We start from the raw sequence: 14,466 nt of genomic DNA, 5'->3' as shown, positions 1-14,466 counted from the left end.
TCCCCTCCTGCGCGAGGGGATTTTTCGTTTCCGGGCCCCGCTGGGCAGATGACGATCGATGGAGCTTTGAGGATCATGAGCGAGACGAACCCCGCTGCCGCCGCAGACCTGTCTGCCAACGCCGCGCCGCACCGCTACACGGCCGCCATGGCGGCCGACATCGAAGCACGCTGGCAGGACTTCTGGGACGCCGAGGGCACCTACTCCGCGCCCAACCCCAAGGGTGATCTGGCCGGTGACCCCGAGGTCGTCGCCCGCCCCAAGAAGTTCATCATGGACATGTTCCCCTACCCCTCCGGCGCGGGGCTGCACGTCGGCCACCCCCTGGGGTACATCGCCACCGACGTCTACGCCCGCTTCCAGCGGATGACCGGCCACAACGTCCTGCACACCCTGGGATTCGACGCGTTCGGGCTGCCGGCCGAGCAGTACGCCGTGCAGACCGGCACGCACCCGCGCGTGTCGACCGAGGCCAACATGGAGAACATGAAGGCCCAGCTGCGCAGGCTGGGTCTGGGCCACGACAGGCGCCGGTCGTTCGCGACCATCGACCCCGAGTACTACAAGTGGACCCAGTGGATCTTCGTCCAGATCTTCGAGTCCTGGTACGACGAGGAGGCGCGCAGGGCCCGGCCGATCTCGGAGCTGGTCGCCCAGTTCGAGAGCGGGGAGCGCGCGGTTCCCGGTGGGGGTTCCTGGGATGCGCTGAGCGCCGCCGGGCGGGCCGAGCTGCTGGGCGAGTACCGGCTGGCGTACTCCTCCGAGGCGCCGGTCAACTGGTGTCCCGGGCTGGGGACCGTGCTGGCCAACGAGGAGGTCACCGCCGACGGGCGGTCCGAGCGCGGGAACTTCCCCGTGTTCAAGACCAAGCTGCGGCAGTGGAACATGCGGATCACGGCGTACGCGGACCGGCTGCTGGACGATCTGGAGGAGCTGGACTGGCCGGAGGCGATCAAGCTCCAGCAGCGGAACTGGATCGGGCGGAGCGAGGGGGCTCGCGTCGACTTTCCGGTGGGGGGCGTCGGGGCTGAGGCCGGCGGGTCTGCGGTCGGCGGGGCTGTGGTCGGAGAGGCTGCGGGAGGAGTGGGGGCTGAAGATCGTATTACCGTATTCACCACCCGCCCCGACACCCTGTTCGGCGCCACCTACATGGTGCTGGCCCCCGAACACCCCCTGGTCGAGAAGATCACCGCGGCCTCCTGGCCGGAGGGCACGCACGGCGTGTGGACCGGCGGGCACGCCACCCCCGTCGACGCCGTCGCCGCCTACCGCGCGCAGGCCGGTGCCAAGTCGGACGTCGAGCGGCAGGCCGAGGCCAAGGACAAGACCGGTGTCTTCACCGGCACGTACGCGGTCAACCCGGTCAACGGCGAGCAGATCCCCGTCTTCATCGCCGACTACGTCCTGATGGGCTACGGCACCGGCGCCATCATGGCCGTACCCGCCGGTGACCAGCGCGACTTCGAGTTCGCGCGCGCCTTCGAGCTGCCGGTCACCTGCATCGTCGAGCCGACCGACGGGCGCGGCACCGACACCGCCGCCTGGGAGGACGCCTTCGGCTCGTACGACGCGAAGATCATCAACTCCGCGAACGACGAGATCTCCCTGGACGGCCTGCCCGTCGCCGAGGCCAAGGCGCGCGTCACCGAGTGGCTGGAGCGCAAGGGGATCGGGCGCGGGACCGTCAACTTCCGGCTGCGCGACTGGCTGTTCAGCCGCCAGCGGTACTGGGGCGAGCCCTTCCCGATCGTGTACGACGAGGACGGCGTCGCGCACGCGCTGCCCGAGTCGATGCTGCCGCTGGAGCTGCCCGAGATCGACGACTACTCGCCGCGCACCTTCGACCCGGAGGACGCCGACACCCGTCCCGAGCCGCCGCTGTCGCGCAAGCAGGAGTGGGTCGACGTCACGCTGGACCTGGGCGACGGGCCGCAGCGGTACCGGCGCGAGACCAACACCATGCCCAACTGGGCCGGTTCCTGCTGGTACGAGCTGCGCTACCTGGACCCGCACAACTCCGCGGAGCTGGTCGACCCCGAGATCGAGAAGTACTGGATGGGCCCGCGCGCGGGGCAGCCGCACGGCGGTGTCGACCTGTACGTCGGCGGCGCCGAGCACGCCGTGCTGCACCTGCTGTACGCGCGCTTCTGGTCCAAGGTGCTGTTCGACCTGGGCCACGTCTCGTCCGTGGAGCCGTTCCACAAGCTGTTCAACCAGGGCATGATCCAGGCGTACGTCTACCGGGACGAGCGCGGCTTCCCGGTGCCCGCCGCCGAGGTCGAGGAGCGGGACGGCGGCTACTGGTACCAGGGCGAGAAGGTCTCCCGGCTGCTGGGCAAGATGGGCAAGTCCCTGAAGAACGCGGTCACTCCGGACGAGATCTGCGCGGAGTACGGCGCGGACACCCTGCGGCTGTACGAGATGGCGATGGGGCCGCTGGACGTCTCCCGGCCCTGGGACACCCGGGCCGTCGTCGGCCAGTTCCGGCTGCTGCAACGCCTGTGGCGCAACGTCGTCGACGAGACGACCGGGGCGGTCACCGTCTCCGAGGAGGCGCCCGACGAGGCGACCCTGCGGGCGCTGCACAAGGCGATCGACGGGGTGCGCGGCGATCTGGAGGGGCTGCGGTTCAACACCGCGATCGCGAAGATCACCGAGCTGAACAACCATCTGACCAAGGTGGGCGGGCCCGTCTCGCGGTCCGTCGCCGAGGCGCTGGTCCTGCTGGTCGCCCCGCTGGCCCCGCACGTCGCCGAGGAGCTGTGGCGCAAGCTGGGGCACACGTCGTCCGTGGTCCACGAGGAGCTGCCGGTCGCCGATCCCGCGTACGTCGTCGACGAGTCCGTCACCTGTGTCGTCCAGATCAAGGGGAAGGTCAAGGCGCGGCTGGAGGTGTCGCCGGACATCTCCGAGGGGGAGCTGGAGAAGGTGGCGCTGGGGGACGAGGCGGTCGTCAAGGCGCTGGACGGGGCTGTCGTGCGGAAGGTGATCGTTCGGGCGCCGAAGCTGGTGAACATCGTCGTCTGAGGGTTGTGGTGCGCGGGCGCGCTCTGTTCCGGCGGGGGCCGGGGTGGGGCGCGCTTCGCGTTTTCCGGCGGGCTCCGGCGGGCTTCGGCTGGTTCTGGATGGTTCCGGGTGTTCTGGGGGCGTCCCCTACGGGGTGGGTGAGGGGAAGGTCAGGGTCGGGGTGGAACTTCGGGGTGGTGGGGTGCGTTTATCGTGGAAAGGCGGCGCGGGGTGCGTCGGGTCGGGGACGGAGGAGCGCTGTGGAAGCCGTGATCGCCGTGGTTGCGCTGGTTTTCTTGGCGCTGTTCGTGCTGGGCGTGTACGGGACGGTGAAAGCGGTCGGCGCGGCCAAGAGGAGCGTGGACCGGACGATCGGCCAGGCCCGGCGCACCGTCGAGGACCACACGCTGCGCGCCAAGTCCCTCGGCCGGATCGGACCGGCGGGCGAGATCGCACAGCTTCGCCTGAAACTGCGTACGTCCATGAGGGCCACGCAGGACGCGCTGCACGCGGGCGTCGCGGAGGACGAGTCGCTGAAGGAGTCCCTCGGCCTCTTCGCGCGGCTCAGCGAACACGGCCACCAGTTGGACGACGAGCTGAAGCGGCTGGAGTCCGACCCCGACCGGACGACCCTCGCCCAGCGGCTCCCCGAACTCCGCGAGCGCACCGAACGGATCACGGCCTCGGCGGACTCCCTGCGCTGGGCCGCCCGCGACCGCGCGACCCGCTTCGCGGAGGACGACCTGGAGTCCCTCAGCGCCCAGATCGACGTGGAGACGGGGGCGCTGCGGCACTGGACGACGGACGACATCCCCAGAGCCGACCGGTCCACGCCGTCCGCCTCCGCCACCCCGCCCACTCAGCAGTGGCCCTCGGCCGCCGGTGACGACGCGGACCGGGCGGGGCAGGCAGGGCAGGCGTGGCAGTCCGGGCCGACGGGGTCGCGCGGCGCCGAGGAGCGGCCGGCGATCAGCCCTCAGCAGGCGCGGCCCACGTTCCCGTGGGAGAAGAAGACGCGTCCGGAGAGCACGACCTGAACGGGGGGCGGTCGGTGTGGGAAGCGGTGTGCGGCGCTGCCGGACGGCGTACGCCTTGATTCGGTCAAGGAGCTCCTCGGGGCGAGGGGCCGGGCTGACGACCGCCCGATACGCCAGGTAACCTCCAGCTCATGTCCCGCCATGTCGCGATCGTCACGGATTCAACGGCCTACCTGCCGCAGCCGGCGATGGAACGTCACGGCATCACGGCCGTGCCCCTGACGGTCGTACTCGGGGACCAGGCCCTGGAGGAGGGCACAGAGATCTCGACGAGATCCCTGGCGCAGGCCCTCCAGAAGCGCCGCCCGGTGACGACCTCGCGCCCCGGCACCGAGGTCTTCGCCGAGACCTACCGCAGGGTCGTCGAGTCGGGCGCCACCGGCATCGTCTCCCTCCACCTCTCCGCCGAACTCTCCGGCACGTACGACGCGGCGGTCGTCGCCGCGCGCCAGGCACCGGTCCCGGTGCGGGTCGTGGACACCGGTATGGTCGCGATGGCCCTCGGCTTCTGCGCGCTCGCCGCCGCCGAGACGGCCCAGGCGGGCGGCACGGTCGACGAGGCGGTCGCGGCGGCGGAGAAACGGGCGTCCGGCACCTCCGCCTACTTCTACGTCGACACCCTCGACTATCTCCGCCGGGGCGGCCGGATCGGGGCCGCGCAGGCGCTGCTCGGCTCCGCGCTCGCCGTGAAGCCGCTGCTCCAGCTCGACGAGGGGCGGATCGATCTGCTGGAGAAGGTGCGGACGGCGTCGAAGGCGATCGCCCGGCTGGAGGAGCTGGCGGTGGAGCGGGCGGGGGCGGCGCCGGTGGATCTGGCCGTGCATCACCTGGCGGCGCCTGAGCGGGCGGAGGCGTTGGCGGAGCGGTTGCGGGAGCGGGTGGGGGGGCTGGCGGAGTTGCATGTGAGTGAGGTGGGGGCGGTGATCGGGGCGCATACGGGGCCTGGGTTGTTGGGGGTTGTGGTTTCGCCTCGGTAGGTGGGGTGGGGTGGGACGGGGTGGGGTGCGGGGGCGTCACTCGTGTGGGGGGCGGAGTTATCCACAGGTGGGTGGTTGTCCACTGATTTGGGGTGGGATCTCCGTGGGGGCGTGGGTTGTTCGATGCTCGGGGCATGGAAGCTCGATCACGTACAGACACCCGTATCCGCACGACGACCGCGACGGCTGGCCCTGGGCGGGCTGCCGGCTCCGACAGCCGGGTTCGGCGGCGAGGGGGCGCGCGGCGGCGTGAGGCTTCGGCGGAGACGCGGCGCAGGGTGGAGGTGTTGTTCGGGGAACCGGCGAGTGGGGAGGTTGTGGAGCCCGGTGCGGGTGCGGGTGCGGGTGCTGGGCGGCGGGGGCGGGTGGGGGCCGCTGTGTGGGAGCGGATGCCGGTGTGGGTGCAGGCGCGGTGTGGGATGGAGCGGCGGAGTGTTGTCGCGCTGACGGTGGTGTTGGTGGTGGCGGCCGTGTTCGCCGGGCAGCATTTCTGGGCGGGGCGGACGCAGGGGGTGCGGGCGCCGGAGGTGGTGCGGGCGGGGGTGGTGGAGTCGGGGGCCGTCGAGGAGGCGGGGGGAAGTGGTGCTGTGGGCAAGGGGGTTGAGGGGGCTGTTGGTGCGGGGGCGAGTGGGAGTGTGGGTGTGGGGGCTGGGGCTGGGGTTCCTTCCGCGGCGGCGGAGATCGTCGTGGACGTCAGTGGGAAGGTGCGGAATCCCGGGGTGCATCGGCTGCGGGCGGGGGCGCGGGTGGTGGACGCGTTGCGGGCGGCCGGTGGGGTGCGGCCGGGGGCTGATGTCAGCGGGTTGAATCAGGCGCGGTTTCTTGTGGACGGGGAGCAGGTGGCGGTGGGGGTGCCGGGGGCCGTCGTCACCGGGAGCGGGGGTGCGGCGGGACCAGGTGGAGGTGTGGTCGGCTCGGGTGGTGGCGGGGGTGTGCCGGGGGCGCCGGTGTCGCTCGGGACCGCGACGCTGGAACAGCTCGACGGGTTGCCGGGGGTGGGGCCGGTGCTGGCGCAGCACATCCTGGACTACCGGACGCGGCACGGCGGGTTCCGGTCGGTGGAGGAGCTGCGGCAGGTGAACGGGATCGGGGAGCGCCGGTTCTCGGAGCTGCGGGAGCTCGTGCGGCCATGAAGCGCGAGGGGGAGGCGGATCTGCGGCTGGTGCCGCCGGCGCTGGTGGCCTGGGGGACGGCGGCGTGGGCGCTGGACCGGTCGCCCGGGGTGGTGCTGGCGGTCGCGGCCGGGTGCGCGGTGGTGGCGGTGGGGCTGCTCGTGGGACGGCGGTCCGGGTGGCGGGGGGTGACCGGGGCCGGGGTGCTGCTGTGCGCGGCTGCCGCCGCGCTGGTCGGCGGGGTGCACGGGGCCGACGTGCGGCGGGGGCCGGTGCCGGGGCTGGCGGCGGAGTTCGCGCAGGTGGAGGTGGAGGTGCGGATCACGTCGGACGCCCGGCGGACCCGGCCGAGGGTCACCGGGGACCGGATGTCGCGGGACGCGGTGGTGGTGGACGCGGAGGTGCGCCGGGTGACGGGGCCCGGTGGGCGGGAGGCGGTGACGCGGGCGCCGGTGCTGGTGGTGGTGTCGGGGAAGGGCGGGGCCGGGTGGCTGGGGCTGCTGCCGTCGACGCGGGTGCGGGTGGCGGGGCAGCTGGTGCCGCCGATGGGGGGTGAGGTGGCGGGGGTGCTGCGGGTGCGGGCGGAGGCGGGGCCCGAGGTGGTGGGGGAGGCGTCCGGGGTGCAGCGGGTCGCGGGGCGGCTGCGGGCCGGGCTGAGGGAGGCGACCGCTGAACTGCCGGGTGACGCGCGGGCGTTGCTGCCGGGGCTCGTCGTCGGGGACACCTCGCGGATCTCCGCCGAACTGGACGAGGCGTTCAAGGAGACTGACCTCGCGCACACCCTGGCCGTCTCCGGGAGCAACCTGACGATCATCCTCGTCCTCCTCCTCGGCCCACCCGGCATGGCCCAGCAGGCGGAACGCCGGGGGCTCGCGCCCCGCCTCGGGGTGTCCCTGCGAGGGACGGCGCTGCTCGGGGGCGGGCTCACGCTGGCGTTCGTCGTGGTGTGCCGGCCCGATCCGAGCGTGCTGCGGGCGGCGGCGTGCGGGGCGGTGGTGCTGGTCGCGCTCGCGACGGGGCGGCGCCGGACGATGATCCCGGCGCTGGCGACGGCCGTCCTCGCGCTCGTGCTGTACGACCCCTGGCTCGCCCGGAGTTACGGGTTCCTGCTGTCGGTGCTGGCGACCGGGGCGCTGCTGACGTTGGCGCCGCGCTGGAGCGAGGGGCTGCGGCGGCGCGGGGTGCCGGGGCGGCTGGCGGAGGCGTTGGCCGCGGCGGGGGCGGCGCAGGCGTTGTGCGCGCCCGTCGTCGCCGTGCTGTCGGCGCGGGTGAGTCTGGTGGCGGTGCCGTGCAATCTGCTCGTGGAGTTCGCCGTCGCCCCGGCGACCGTGCTGGGGTTCGCCGCGCTCGCGGTCGCGCCGGTGGCGATGCCGGTGGCCAAGGGGCTCGCGTGGTGCGCGAGTTGGCCCGCCGGGTGGATCGCGGACGTCGCCCGGACCGGGGCCGCGTTGCCCGGGGCGGGGGTGGACTGGCCCGGGGGGTGGGGCGGGGCCGTCGTCCTCGCCCTCGTGACCGTCGTGGGGGTGCTGCTCGGGCGGCGGGTCGTGGGGCGGCCGTTGTGGTGCGGGGCGGTCGGGGTGCTGCTGGTGCTGGTCGTGTTCCAGCCGCCGCCCGTCGCCCGGGTCGTCACCGGGTGGCCGCCGCCGGGGTGGCGGTTCGCCGTCTGCGATGTGGGGCAGGGGGACGCGTCCGTCCTGTACGCGGGGGACGGGGCCGGGGTCGTCGTCGACGCCGGGCCCGATCCCCGGGCCGTCGACCGGTGTCTGCGCAGGCTGGGGGTGACTCGGGTGCCGTTGGTCGTCCTCACCCACTTCCACGCCGACCATGTCGCCGGGTTGGCCGGGGTGCTGCGCGGGCGGGCCGTCGGGGCGATCGAGGTGACCGGGTTCGAGGAGCCCGTCGATCAGGCGGGGTTCGTCCGGCGTGTGGCCCGCGAGGAGGGCGTGCCGGTCGTGCGGGCCGTTGCCGGGGAGCGGCGGCGGGTGGGGGAGCTGGAGTGGGAGGTGCTGTGGCCGCCGGGCGGGAGTGTGCCGGTGGAGGGGGCCAACGACTCCAGCGTGACGATGCTCGTTCGGGTCGGCGGGCTGAAGGTGCTGATGCTCGGAGACCTGGAGCCGGCCGGCCAACGGGCCATGTGGGAGTCCGCCGGCGGCGCGCTGCGGGGCGGGGTGGACGTACTCAAGGTCGCCCACCACGGGTCGGCCCACCAGGACTTCGCGTTGCTGCGGGCGGTGGGGGCTCGGGTGGCGCTCATCTCCTGCGGCGCCTCGAATTCCTATGGCCATCCGGCACCTGGCACGGTTGCCGCGTTGCGAGGGACGGGCGCGGTGGTGATGCGGACCGATCAGGACGGAGGGTTGGCTGTCGGCGGGGTGGACGAGGGGAAGGGGGTGCGGGTGGTGGGGGGTGGGTGAGGGCGTGGGGCCGCGGGTGGGGTCGCCAGGCGCAGACGCTGGACACCGCCCCGGGTCAGCGGCATTCCGGCGGCGGTCACGAGGGCGTGGGCGGCCGGGCCGATCCGCGTGCCGGAGATCCGTCGGCCCTGCGTGTTCTCGACGTCGGCCGGCCGGGTCGCCGCCCGCAGCGCCTTCCACACGAGGCGCGTCTCCTCGGTCAGGAGCTGATGCCGCTCAGGACCGACCTGCTGCTCGAACCAGCGCACCGCGAGGCGACCGGCCTCGAAGAGTTCGTCCTCGCCGTCCTGGACACGGCGTGAGCAGAGGAACTGCACGATCGCCGAATGCCCGATGTCGGATCTGGGGGCGACGGCGCTGTCCACCAGCACGTCCTCAGGCGGGTGAGCCCCTTCCGGCAGGAGCAGAAACGCTTGCCGGCCGCCGCAGCTCAGGGCCTCCCCGAGCGAGTGATGCAGGTGCACCTGGTGAAGCCCCCTGGGGCCGGGGTGACTGCACAGCCAGCCGGATCTGGGCAGGGCTTCGTCGATGCGCTGCCCGATGAGCCGCTCGTCCTCGGGCAGCGACCACACGGTGGTCGTCTTCGTGCGGGAGCCGGGAAGAGCCATGGACACAGGGTCGCAGAGGGCGAGGGAGGAGCTGTGGGACTGCCGGCGGACGGTGGCGGAGAATGCGGGGGTGAGCGATGTGAGACATGTGCTGGTGCTGCCGGATCGGGATGCCGCGGAGGAGGTGGTCGAGGAGCTGCGGGAGCGGTTCGGGGTGCGGGAGGAGCCCGTGGTGGTGCGGGACGCGCTGGCGGGGGAGGACGACGCTGAGGACGCGCAGTGGCTGGTGGTGCTGCGGGACGAGGGGGAGCGGCTGGGCGCCGAGGAGCTGGACGCGTTCGTGAGGGAGTGGGAGGGGTGGCGGGAGGAGCCGTAGGCGCGGGGATTCGCGGCGTCGGCCTCGCGGTGAGGACTTCGCGGGCGGGGCGGTGTCGGTCGTGCGTGACATGCTTGGGGGGATGGCCAAGAAACGTGCTGATGATGATCTCCTCGCCCCGGTGACGCTCGCCGTGGGGCAGGAGGAGCTGTTGCTCGACCGGGTGGTGCAGGAGATCGTGCGGGCGGCTCGCGAGGCCGACGCGGACACGGACGTACGGGACCTGGCGGCGGAGCAGTTGCAGCCGGGGACGCTGGCCGAGTTGACGAGCCCCTCGCTGTTCTCCGAGCGCAAGGTGCTGGTCGTACGGAACGCGCAGGACGTCTCGGCGGACTCCGTCAAGGACGTGAAGGCGTATCTGGCGGCGCCGGTCGAGGACATCGCGCTGGTGCTGCTGCACGCCGGCGGGGTCAAGGGGAAGGCGCTGCTGGAGGCGGCGCGGAAGGCGGGGGCCCGGGAGGTCGCCTGTCCGAAGATGACCAAACCGGCGGACCGGCTGGCGTTCGTCCGGCAGGAGTTCCGGGCCACCGGGCGGTCGGCCACGCCCGAGGCGTGCTCGGCGCTGGTGGACGCGATCGGGAGCGATCTGCGGGAGCTGGCCTCGGCGGTCTCGCAGTTGGCCGCGGACGTCGAGGGGACGATCGACGAGGCCGTCGTCGGGCGGTACTACACCGGGCGGGCCGAGGCGTCCAGCTTCACCGTCGCCGACCGGGCCGTCGAGGGGCGGGCGGCGGAGGCGCTGGAGGCGCTGCGCTGGTCCTTGTCCACCGGGGTCGCGCCCGTCCTGATCACCAGCGCGCTGGCCCAAGGGGTGCGGGCCATCGGCAAGTTGTCGTCCGCGCGCGGGGGCCGGCCCGCCGATCTCGCCCGCGAGCTGGGCATGCCGCCGTGGAAGATCGACCGGGTCCGCCAGCAGATGCGGGGCTGGACGCCGGACGGGGTGGCGCTCGCACTGAGAGCCGTCGCCGAGGCCGACGCCGGCGTCAAGGGCGGCGGGGACGACCCCGAGTACGCGCTGGAGAAAGCGGTCGTCGTGATCGCCCAGGCCGCTAGGTCCCGGGGGCGGTAGGGCCGCCCGGGGCGAGGACGCCGGCCACCACCGACCACTGCGCGACCGGGACGGACGTACCGCGTGGCCGCGGACGGACGTACCGACTGCCCGGCGGCGCACAGGACCGACGACCGGCACAGCCCACTCTCGGCACAGCCCCCTCCAGCGCAGCCCCCTCCCGCCACCCCCGGCGCACGGACCGCGAGGAGCCGTATGGATCATCACGACCTCGACGCCGCCCTGGCCGAGATGCAGCGGGTCCTCGGCCCCCGCACCGGAGACGACTGGACCGTCCCGGCCGGCCCGCTCGACTGGACCTGCCGGCAGACCGCCGCCCACATCGCCCACGACCTCCTGGCCTACGCGGGACAGCTCGCGGCACAGCCCGCCGACGCGTACCTCCCCATCGACCTGCACGTCCGCCCCACCGCCCCGCCCGCCGAAGTCCTCCAGGCTGTCGCCGCGTGCGGCGGGCTGCTCAGTAGTGCGCTGGTCACGGCCGACCCGACGGTGAGGGCCTGGCACTGGGGGCCGTGCGACCCCAGCGGGTTCGCCGCGATGGGAGTCGCCGAGATTCTGCTGCACACCCACGACATCACGCGGGGCCTGTCCGTGGACTGGCTGCCGCCGGTGTCGCTGAGCGCGGCGGTGCTGGACCGGCTTTTTCCCGCCGCCCCGCTCAGCCCCGCCCCGCCCGCCGCCGCCCTGCCCACCGCAGCCCCCTCCGGGGACCCCGTGCGGGTGCTTCTCTGGTGCACCGGTCGCGGGGAGCTCGACGGCCTTCCCCGGCAGACCTCGTGGAGCTGGCAGGCGGCACGGCCCGAGTGAGCGGAGGAAGGGGGAAAGGAGGAGAATTCGGGGTGTCGGTCGGTGTCGCCGTGGACGAGAGGTGGCGATCACGATGGGTGAGCATCCGCATGCTCGGCTGGTTCGGGCGGGGTACGACGCGTTCTCGCGGGGGGACCTGGACGCGCTGAGGGGGATGATGACGGCGGACTGCACGCACCATGTGCCGGGCAGCCACCCGCTGTCGGGGGACTTCAAGGGGCTGGACTCGATCTTCGAGATGTACGGGCGGCTGTTCACGGAGACCGCCGGGACCCTGCGGGTCGAGGTGCGGGACGTGCTGGTGGACGGGCGCGGGCACGCGGTGTCCGTGCACCGGTTCACGGGTGAGCGGCCGGACGGCCGGCGGATCGACGAGACCGGGGGGATCGTGTTCCGGATCGTCGGGGACCGGATCACGGACCTCGACGAGTGCGTCGAGGACATCGAGGCCGGCAACGCGTTCTGGGCCTGAGCCCCGACGCCGAAAGCCCCGGTGCGCCGAAGGCCCCAGTACGCCGAAAGCCCCGGACCCCCGCCCTGGGGAAGGGCTGGGGGCCGGGGCCCTCGGTTCACGACAATGAGCCGGTACCCGCGTGGCGAACGCAGGCCGCGTACTGGCTCGGGGTGCCGGACGGGAGCGGATGAGAGAGGGCCCGCTCGATTCCCTCCGGCGAAGAGGAACCCGCGTCGGGTTCCGTCAGATCAGGGGGTTTCAGCCCTTGAGCGCCTCGACCTTGGAAGCAAGCGCCGACTTCTTGTTGGCGGCCTGGTTCTTGTGGATGACACCCTTGGAGACGGCCTTGTCGAGCTGACGCGCGGCAGCGCGCTGGTACTCGGTGGCCTTCTCGGTGTCACCCGCGGCGGCGGCCTCACGGGCCTTGCGGATCGCGGTCTTCAGGGAGGACTTGACGGCCTTGTTGCGCAGCCGCGCCTTCTCGTTGGTCTTGATCCGCTTGATCTGGGACTTGATGTTCGCCACTGATTGAGCCTTTTCAGGTTCAGGCACGGGACCGCGAAGCCCCGGACCAGGTGATTTCTTGGGGTGTGCCTCGCGCTGAGAGGGCAAGAGACACAACCGCCCACACTACCAGCGGCCACACGGTCGGCCCAAACCGGTCCCAGGTCCCCGCGCATGGGACGATGGAACCTACGTATCGATCCAGACCCGAGGCACAAGGCGCCTCAAGAGACAGGACCCTGCGTGCCCGCGACCCCTAAGAATGTGCCCGAGCCGAGCCGTACCGACCCGGCGCTGATCCGCAATTTCTGCATCATCGCGCACATCGACCACGGCAAGTCCACGCTCGCCGACCGGATGCTCCAGCTGACCGGGGTGGTGGACCAGCGCCAGATGCGCGCCCAGTACCTCGACCGGATGGACATCGAGCGCGAGCGCGGCATCACGATCAAGTCCCAGGCGGTGCGGTTGCCGTGGGCCCCGACCGAGGACCCGGGCAGCACGCACATCCTGAACATGATCGACACCCCGGGTCACGTGGACTTCACGTACGAGGTCTCGCGCTCGCTCGCCGCCTGCGAGGGCACCGTCCTGCTCGTCGACGCGGCGCAGGGCATCGAGGCGCAGACCCTCGCGAACCTGTACCTCGCGATGGAGAACGACCTCGCGATCATCCCGGTGCTGAACAAGATCGACCTCCCGGCGGCCCAGCCGGAGAAGTTCGCCGAGGAGCTGGCGAACCTCGTCGGCTGCGACCCCTCCGACGTCCTCAAGGTCTCCGCGAAGACCGGTCTCGGCGTCGACGCCCTGCTCGACCGGGTCGTCCGCGACGTCCCGGCGCCCGTCGGCGTCAAGGACGCGCCCGCCCGCGCGATGATCTTCGACTCGGTGTACGACTCGTACCGCGGCGTCGTGACGTACGTCCGGGTCATCGACGGCCAGCTCAACAAGCGTGAGCGCATCCGGATGATGTCGACCGGTGCGACGCACGAACTGCTGGAGATCGGCACCAACTCCCCGGAGATGCTGAGCGCGGACGGCCTCGGCGTCGGCGAGGTCGGCTATCTGATCACCGGTGTGAAGGACGTCCGCCAGTCGAAGGTCGGCGACACCGTCACCAGCCAGGTGAAGGGGGCCACGGAGGCGCTCGGCGGGTACAAGGACCCGAAGCCGATGGTCTTCTCCGGCCTCTACCCCCTCGACGGCTCGGACTACCCGGAGCTGCGCGAGGCCCTCGACAAGCTCCAGCTGAACGACGCCGCCCTCGTCTACGAGCCGGAGACCTCCGCCGCCCTCGGCTTCGGCTTCCGCGTCGGCTTCCTCGGCCTGCTCCACCTCGACGTGATCCGTGAGCGGCTGGAGCGCGAGTTCGGCCTCGACCTGATCGCGACCGCGCCGAACGTGGTGTACCGCGTCGTCCTGGAGGACCGCACCGAGGTCGTCGTCACCAACCCGAGCGAGTTCCCCGAGGGCAAGATCATGGAGGTGTACGAGCCCGTCGTACGCGCCACGATCCTCGCGCCCACCGAGTTCATCGGGGCGATCATGGAGCTGTGCCAGACCCGGCGCGGCACCCTCCTCGGGATGGACTACCTCTCCGAGGACCGGGTCGAGATCCGCTACACGCTGCCGCTCGCGGAGATCGTGTTCGACTTCTTCGACCAGCTGAAGTCGAAGACGCGCGGCTACGCGTCGCTGGACTACGAGCCCACCGGCGAGCAGACGTCGTCGCTGGTCAAGGTCGACATCCTGCTGCACGGCGACAAGGTCGACGCGTTCTCGGCGATCACGCACAAGGACGCGGCGTACGCGTACGGCGTCCGGCTGGTCGCGAAGCTGCGCGAGCTGATCCCGCGGCAGGCGTTCGAGGTGCCGATCCAGGCGGCCATCGGCTCCCGGGTCATCGCCCGCGAGACGATCCGCGCCATCCGCAAGGACGTCCTCGCCAAGTGCTACGGCGGTGACATCTCCCGGAAGCGGAAGCTGCTGGAGAAGCAGAAGGAAGGCAAGAAGCGGATGAAGATGGTGGGTTCCGTGGAGGTTCCGCAGGAAGCCTTCATCGCCGTCCTGAGCAGCGACGACAGCGCGGGGTCGGGCAAGGGCAAGAAGTAGGGCCGGACGGCCCGGGGCGCGGGGCCCGTCGCGTGGGAGCGCGGTGG

General features: G+C 72.3%; 12 protein-coding genes. 10 read left to right on the top strand and 2 right to left on the bottom strand.

The window, feature by feature from the left end:
- The first annotated feature begins 75 nt into the window (after positions 1 to 75).
- The 5 genes from leuS to ABZX85_RS10795 all read left to right on the top strand — a co-directional run bounded on the left by leuS (position 76) and on the right by ABZX85_RS10795 (position 8,546).
- Entirely contained in the window at positions 76 to 3,027 is a 2,952-nt protein-coding gene (leuS, locus tag ABZX85_RS10815; RefSeq protein ID WP_355864846.1) for a leucine--tRNA ligase, read from the top strand.
- Between the two features lie 239 nt (positions 3,028 to 3,266).
- Positions 3,267 to 4,043 carry a hypothetical protein gene (locus ABZX85_RS10810; RefSeq protein WP_355864843.1) on the top strand — a complete coding sequence of 259 codons (777 nt, stop codon included), beginning with the start codon at positions 3,267 to 3,269 and terminating at the stop codon, positions 4,041 to 4,043.
- A gap of 131 nt (positions 4,044 to 4,174) precedes the next feature.
- The gene (locus ABZX85_RS10805) at positions 4,175 to 5,020 is read left to right on the top strand and encodes a DegV family protein (protein WP_355864840.1); all 846 of its coding nucleotides are present in this window, start codon (positions 4,175 to 4,177) and stop codon (positions 5,018 to 5,020) included.
- Positions 5,021 to 5,154: 134 nt separating this feature from the next.
- Positions 5,155 to 6,153, top strand: coding sequence for a ComEA family DNA-binding protein (locus tag ABZX85_RS10800; protein ID WP_355864837.1), 999 nt, complete (start codon positions 5,155 to 5,157; stop codon positions 6,151 to 6,153).
- The gene (locus ABZX85_RS10795; protein WP_355864834.1) at positions 6,150 to 8,546 is read left to right on the top strand and encodes a ComEC/Rec2 family competence protein; all 2,397 of its coding nucleotides are present in this window, start codon (positions 6,150 to 6,152) and stop codon (positions 8,544 to 8,546) included. The genes ABZX85_RS10800 and ABZX85_RS10795 overlap by 4 nt, the downstream gene beginning before the upstream one ends.
- Here the strand turns inward: ABZX85_RS10795 and ABZX85_RS10790 are convergent.
- Positions 8,477 to 9,154, bottom strand: coding sequence for a hypothetical protein (locus tag ABZX85_RS10790; protein ID WP_355864831.1), 678 nt, complete (start codon positions 9,152 to 9,154; stop codon positions 8,477 to 8,479). The two genes, ABZX85_RS10795 and ABZX85_RS10790, sit on opposite strands and share 70 nt — an antisense overlap.
- A gap of 70 nt (positions 9,155 to 9,224) precedes the next feature.
- Here ABZX85_RS10790 and ABZX85_RS10785 point away from each other — a divergent pair, with 70 nt between their 5' ends.
- From ABZX85_RS10785 to ABZX85_RS10770, 4 genes are all read left to right on the top strand, one after another.
- Positions 9,225 to 9,470: a hypothetical protein gene (locus ABZX85_RS10785; protein WP_355864828.1), complete on the top strand. Its 246-nt coding sequence runs from the start codon at positions 9,225 to 9,227 to the stop codon at positions 9,468 to 9,470.
- Between the two features lie 82 nt (positions 9,471 to 9,552).
- On the top strand, positions 9,553 to 10,539 hold the full coding sequence (gene holA / locus ABZX85_RS10780; protein WP_355864825.1) for a DNA polymerase III subunit delta: 987 nt from the start codon (positions 9,553 to 9,555) through the stop codon (positions 10,537 to 10,539).
- Positions 10,540 to 10,734: 195 nt separating this feature from the next.
- Entirely contained in the window at positions 10,735 to 11,349 is a 615-nt protein-coding gene (locus ABZX85_RS10775) for a maleylpyruvate isomerase N-terminal domain-containing protein (protein WP_355864822.1), read from the top strand.
- Positions 11,350 to 11,422: 73 nt separating this feature from the next.
- Complete coding sequence (locus ABZX85_RS10770) at positions 11,423 to 11,821, top strand: nuclear transport factor 2 family protein (protein ID WP_355864819.1); 399 nt, start codon at positions 11,423 to 11,425, stop codon at positions 11,819 to 11,821.
- Between the two features lie 240 nt (positions 11,822 to 12,061).
- Here ABZX85_RS10770 and rpsT read toward each other — a convergent pair whose 3' ends face one another.
- Positions 12,062 to 12,328 (bottom strand): 30S ribosomal protein S20, encoded by a 267-nt coding sequence (rpsT, locus tag ABZX85_RS10765; protein WP_010355388.1) that lies wholly within the window; start codon positions 12,326 to 12,328, stop codon positions 12,062 to 12,064.
- Between the two features lie 222 nt (positions 12,329 to 12,550).
- On the opposite strand from rpsT, the gene lepA reads away from it, so the two are divergent.
- On the top strand, positions 12,551 to 14,419 hold the full coding sequence (gene lepA / locus ABZX85_RS10760; protein ID WP_355864815.1) for a translation elongation factor 4: 1,869 nt from the start codon (positions 12,551 to 12,553) through the stop codon (positions 14,417 to 14,419).
- Positions 14,420 to 14,466 lie beyond the last annotated feature (47 nt).

Source organism: Streptomyces sp. NPDC004539 (assembly GCF_040610055.1).
Classification (GTDB): domain Bacteria; phylum Actinomycetota; class Actinomycetes; order Streptomycetales; family Streptomycetaceae; genus Streptomyces.
This window is presented reverse-complemented; position numbering and strand designations above follow the sequence as displayed.

Excerpts from the sequence above, each read along its gene's own strand:
- leuS (WP_355864846.1), top strand. The coding sequence starts at position 76 with ATGAGCGAGACGAACCCCGCTGCCGCCGCAGACCTGTCTGCCAACGCC.
- ABZX85_RS10805 (WP_355864840.1), top strand. The coding sequence starts at position 4,175 with ATGTCCCGCCATGTCGCGATCGTCACGGATTCAACGGCCTACCTGCCG.
- ABZX85_RS10800 (WP_355864837.1), top strand. The coding sequence starts at position 5,155 with ATGGAAGCTCGATCACGTACAGACACCCGTATCCGCACGACGACCGCG.
- ABZX85_RS10795 (WP_355864834.1), top strand. The coding sequence starts at position 6,150 with ATGAAGCGCGAGGGGGAGGCGGATCTGCGGCTGGTGCCGCCGGCGCTG.
- ABZX85_RS10790 (WP_355864831.1), bottom strand. The coding sequence starts at position 9,154 with ATGGCTCTTCCCGGCTCCCGCACGAAGACGACCACCGTGTGGTCGCTG.
- holA (WP_355864825.1), top strand. The coding sequence starts at position 9,553 with ATGGCCAAGAAACGTGCTGATGATGATCTCCTCGCCCCGGTGACGCTC.
- ABZX85_RS10775 (WP_355864822.1), top strand. The coding sequence starts at position 10,735 with ATGGATCATCACGACCTCGACGCCGCCCTGGCCGAGATGCAGCGGGTC.
- ABZX85_RS10770 (WP_355864819.1), top strand. The coding sequence starts at position 11,423 with ATGGGTGAGCATCCGCATGCTCGGCTGGTTCGGGCGGGGTACGACGCG.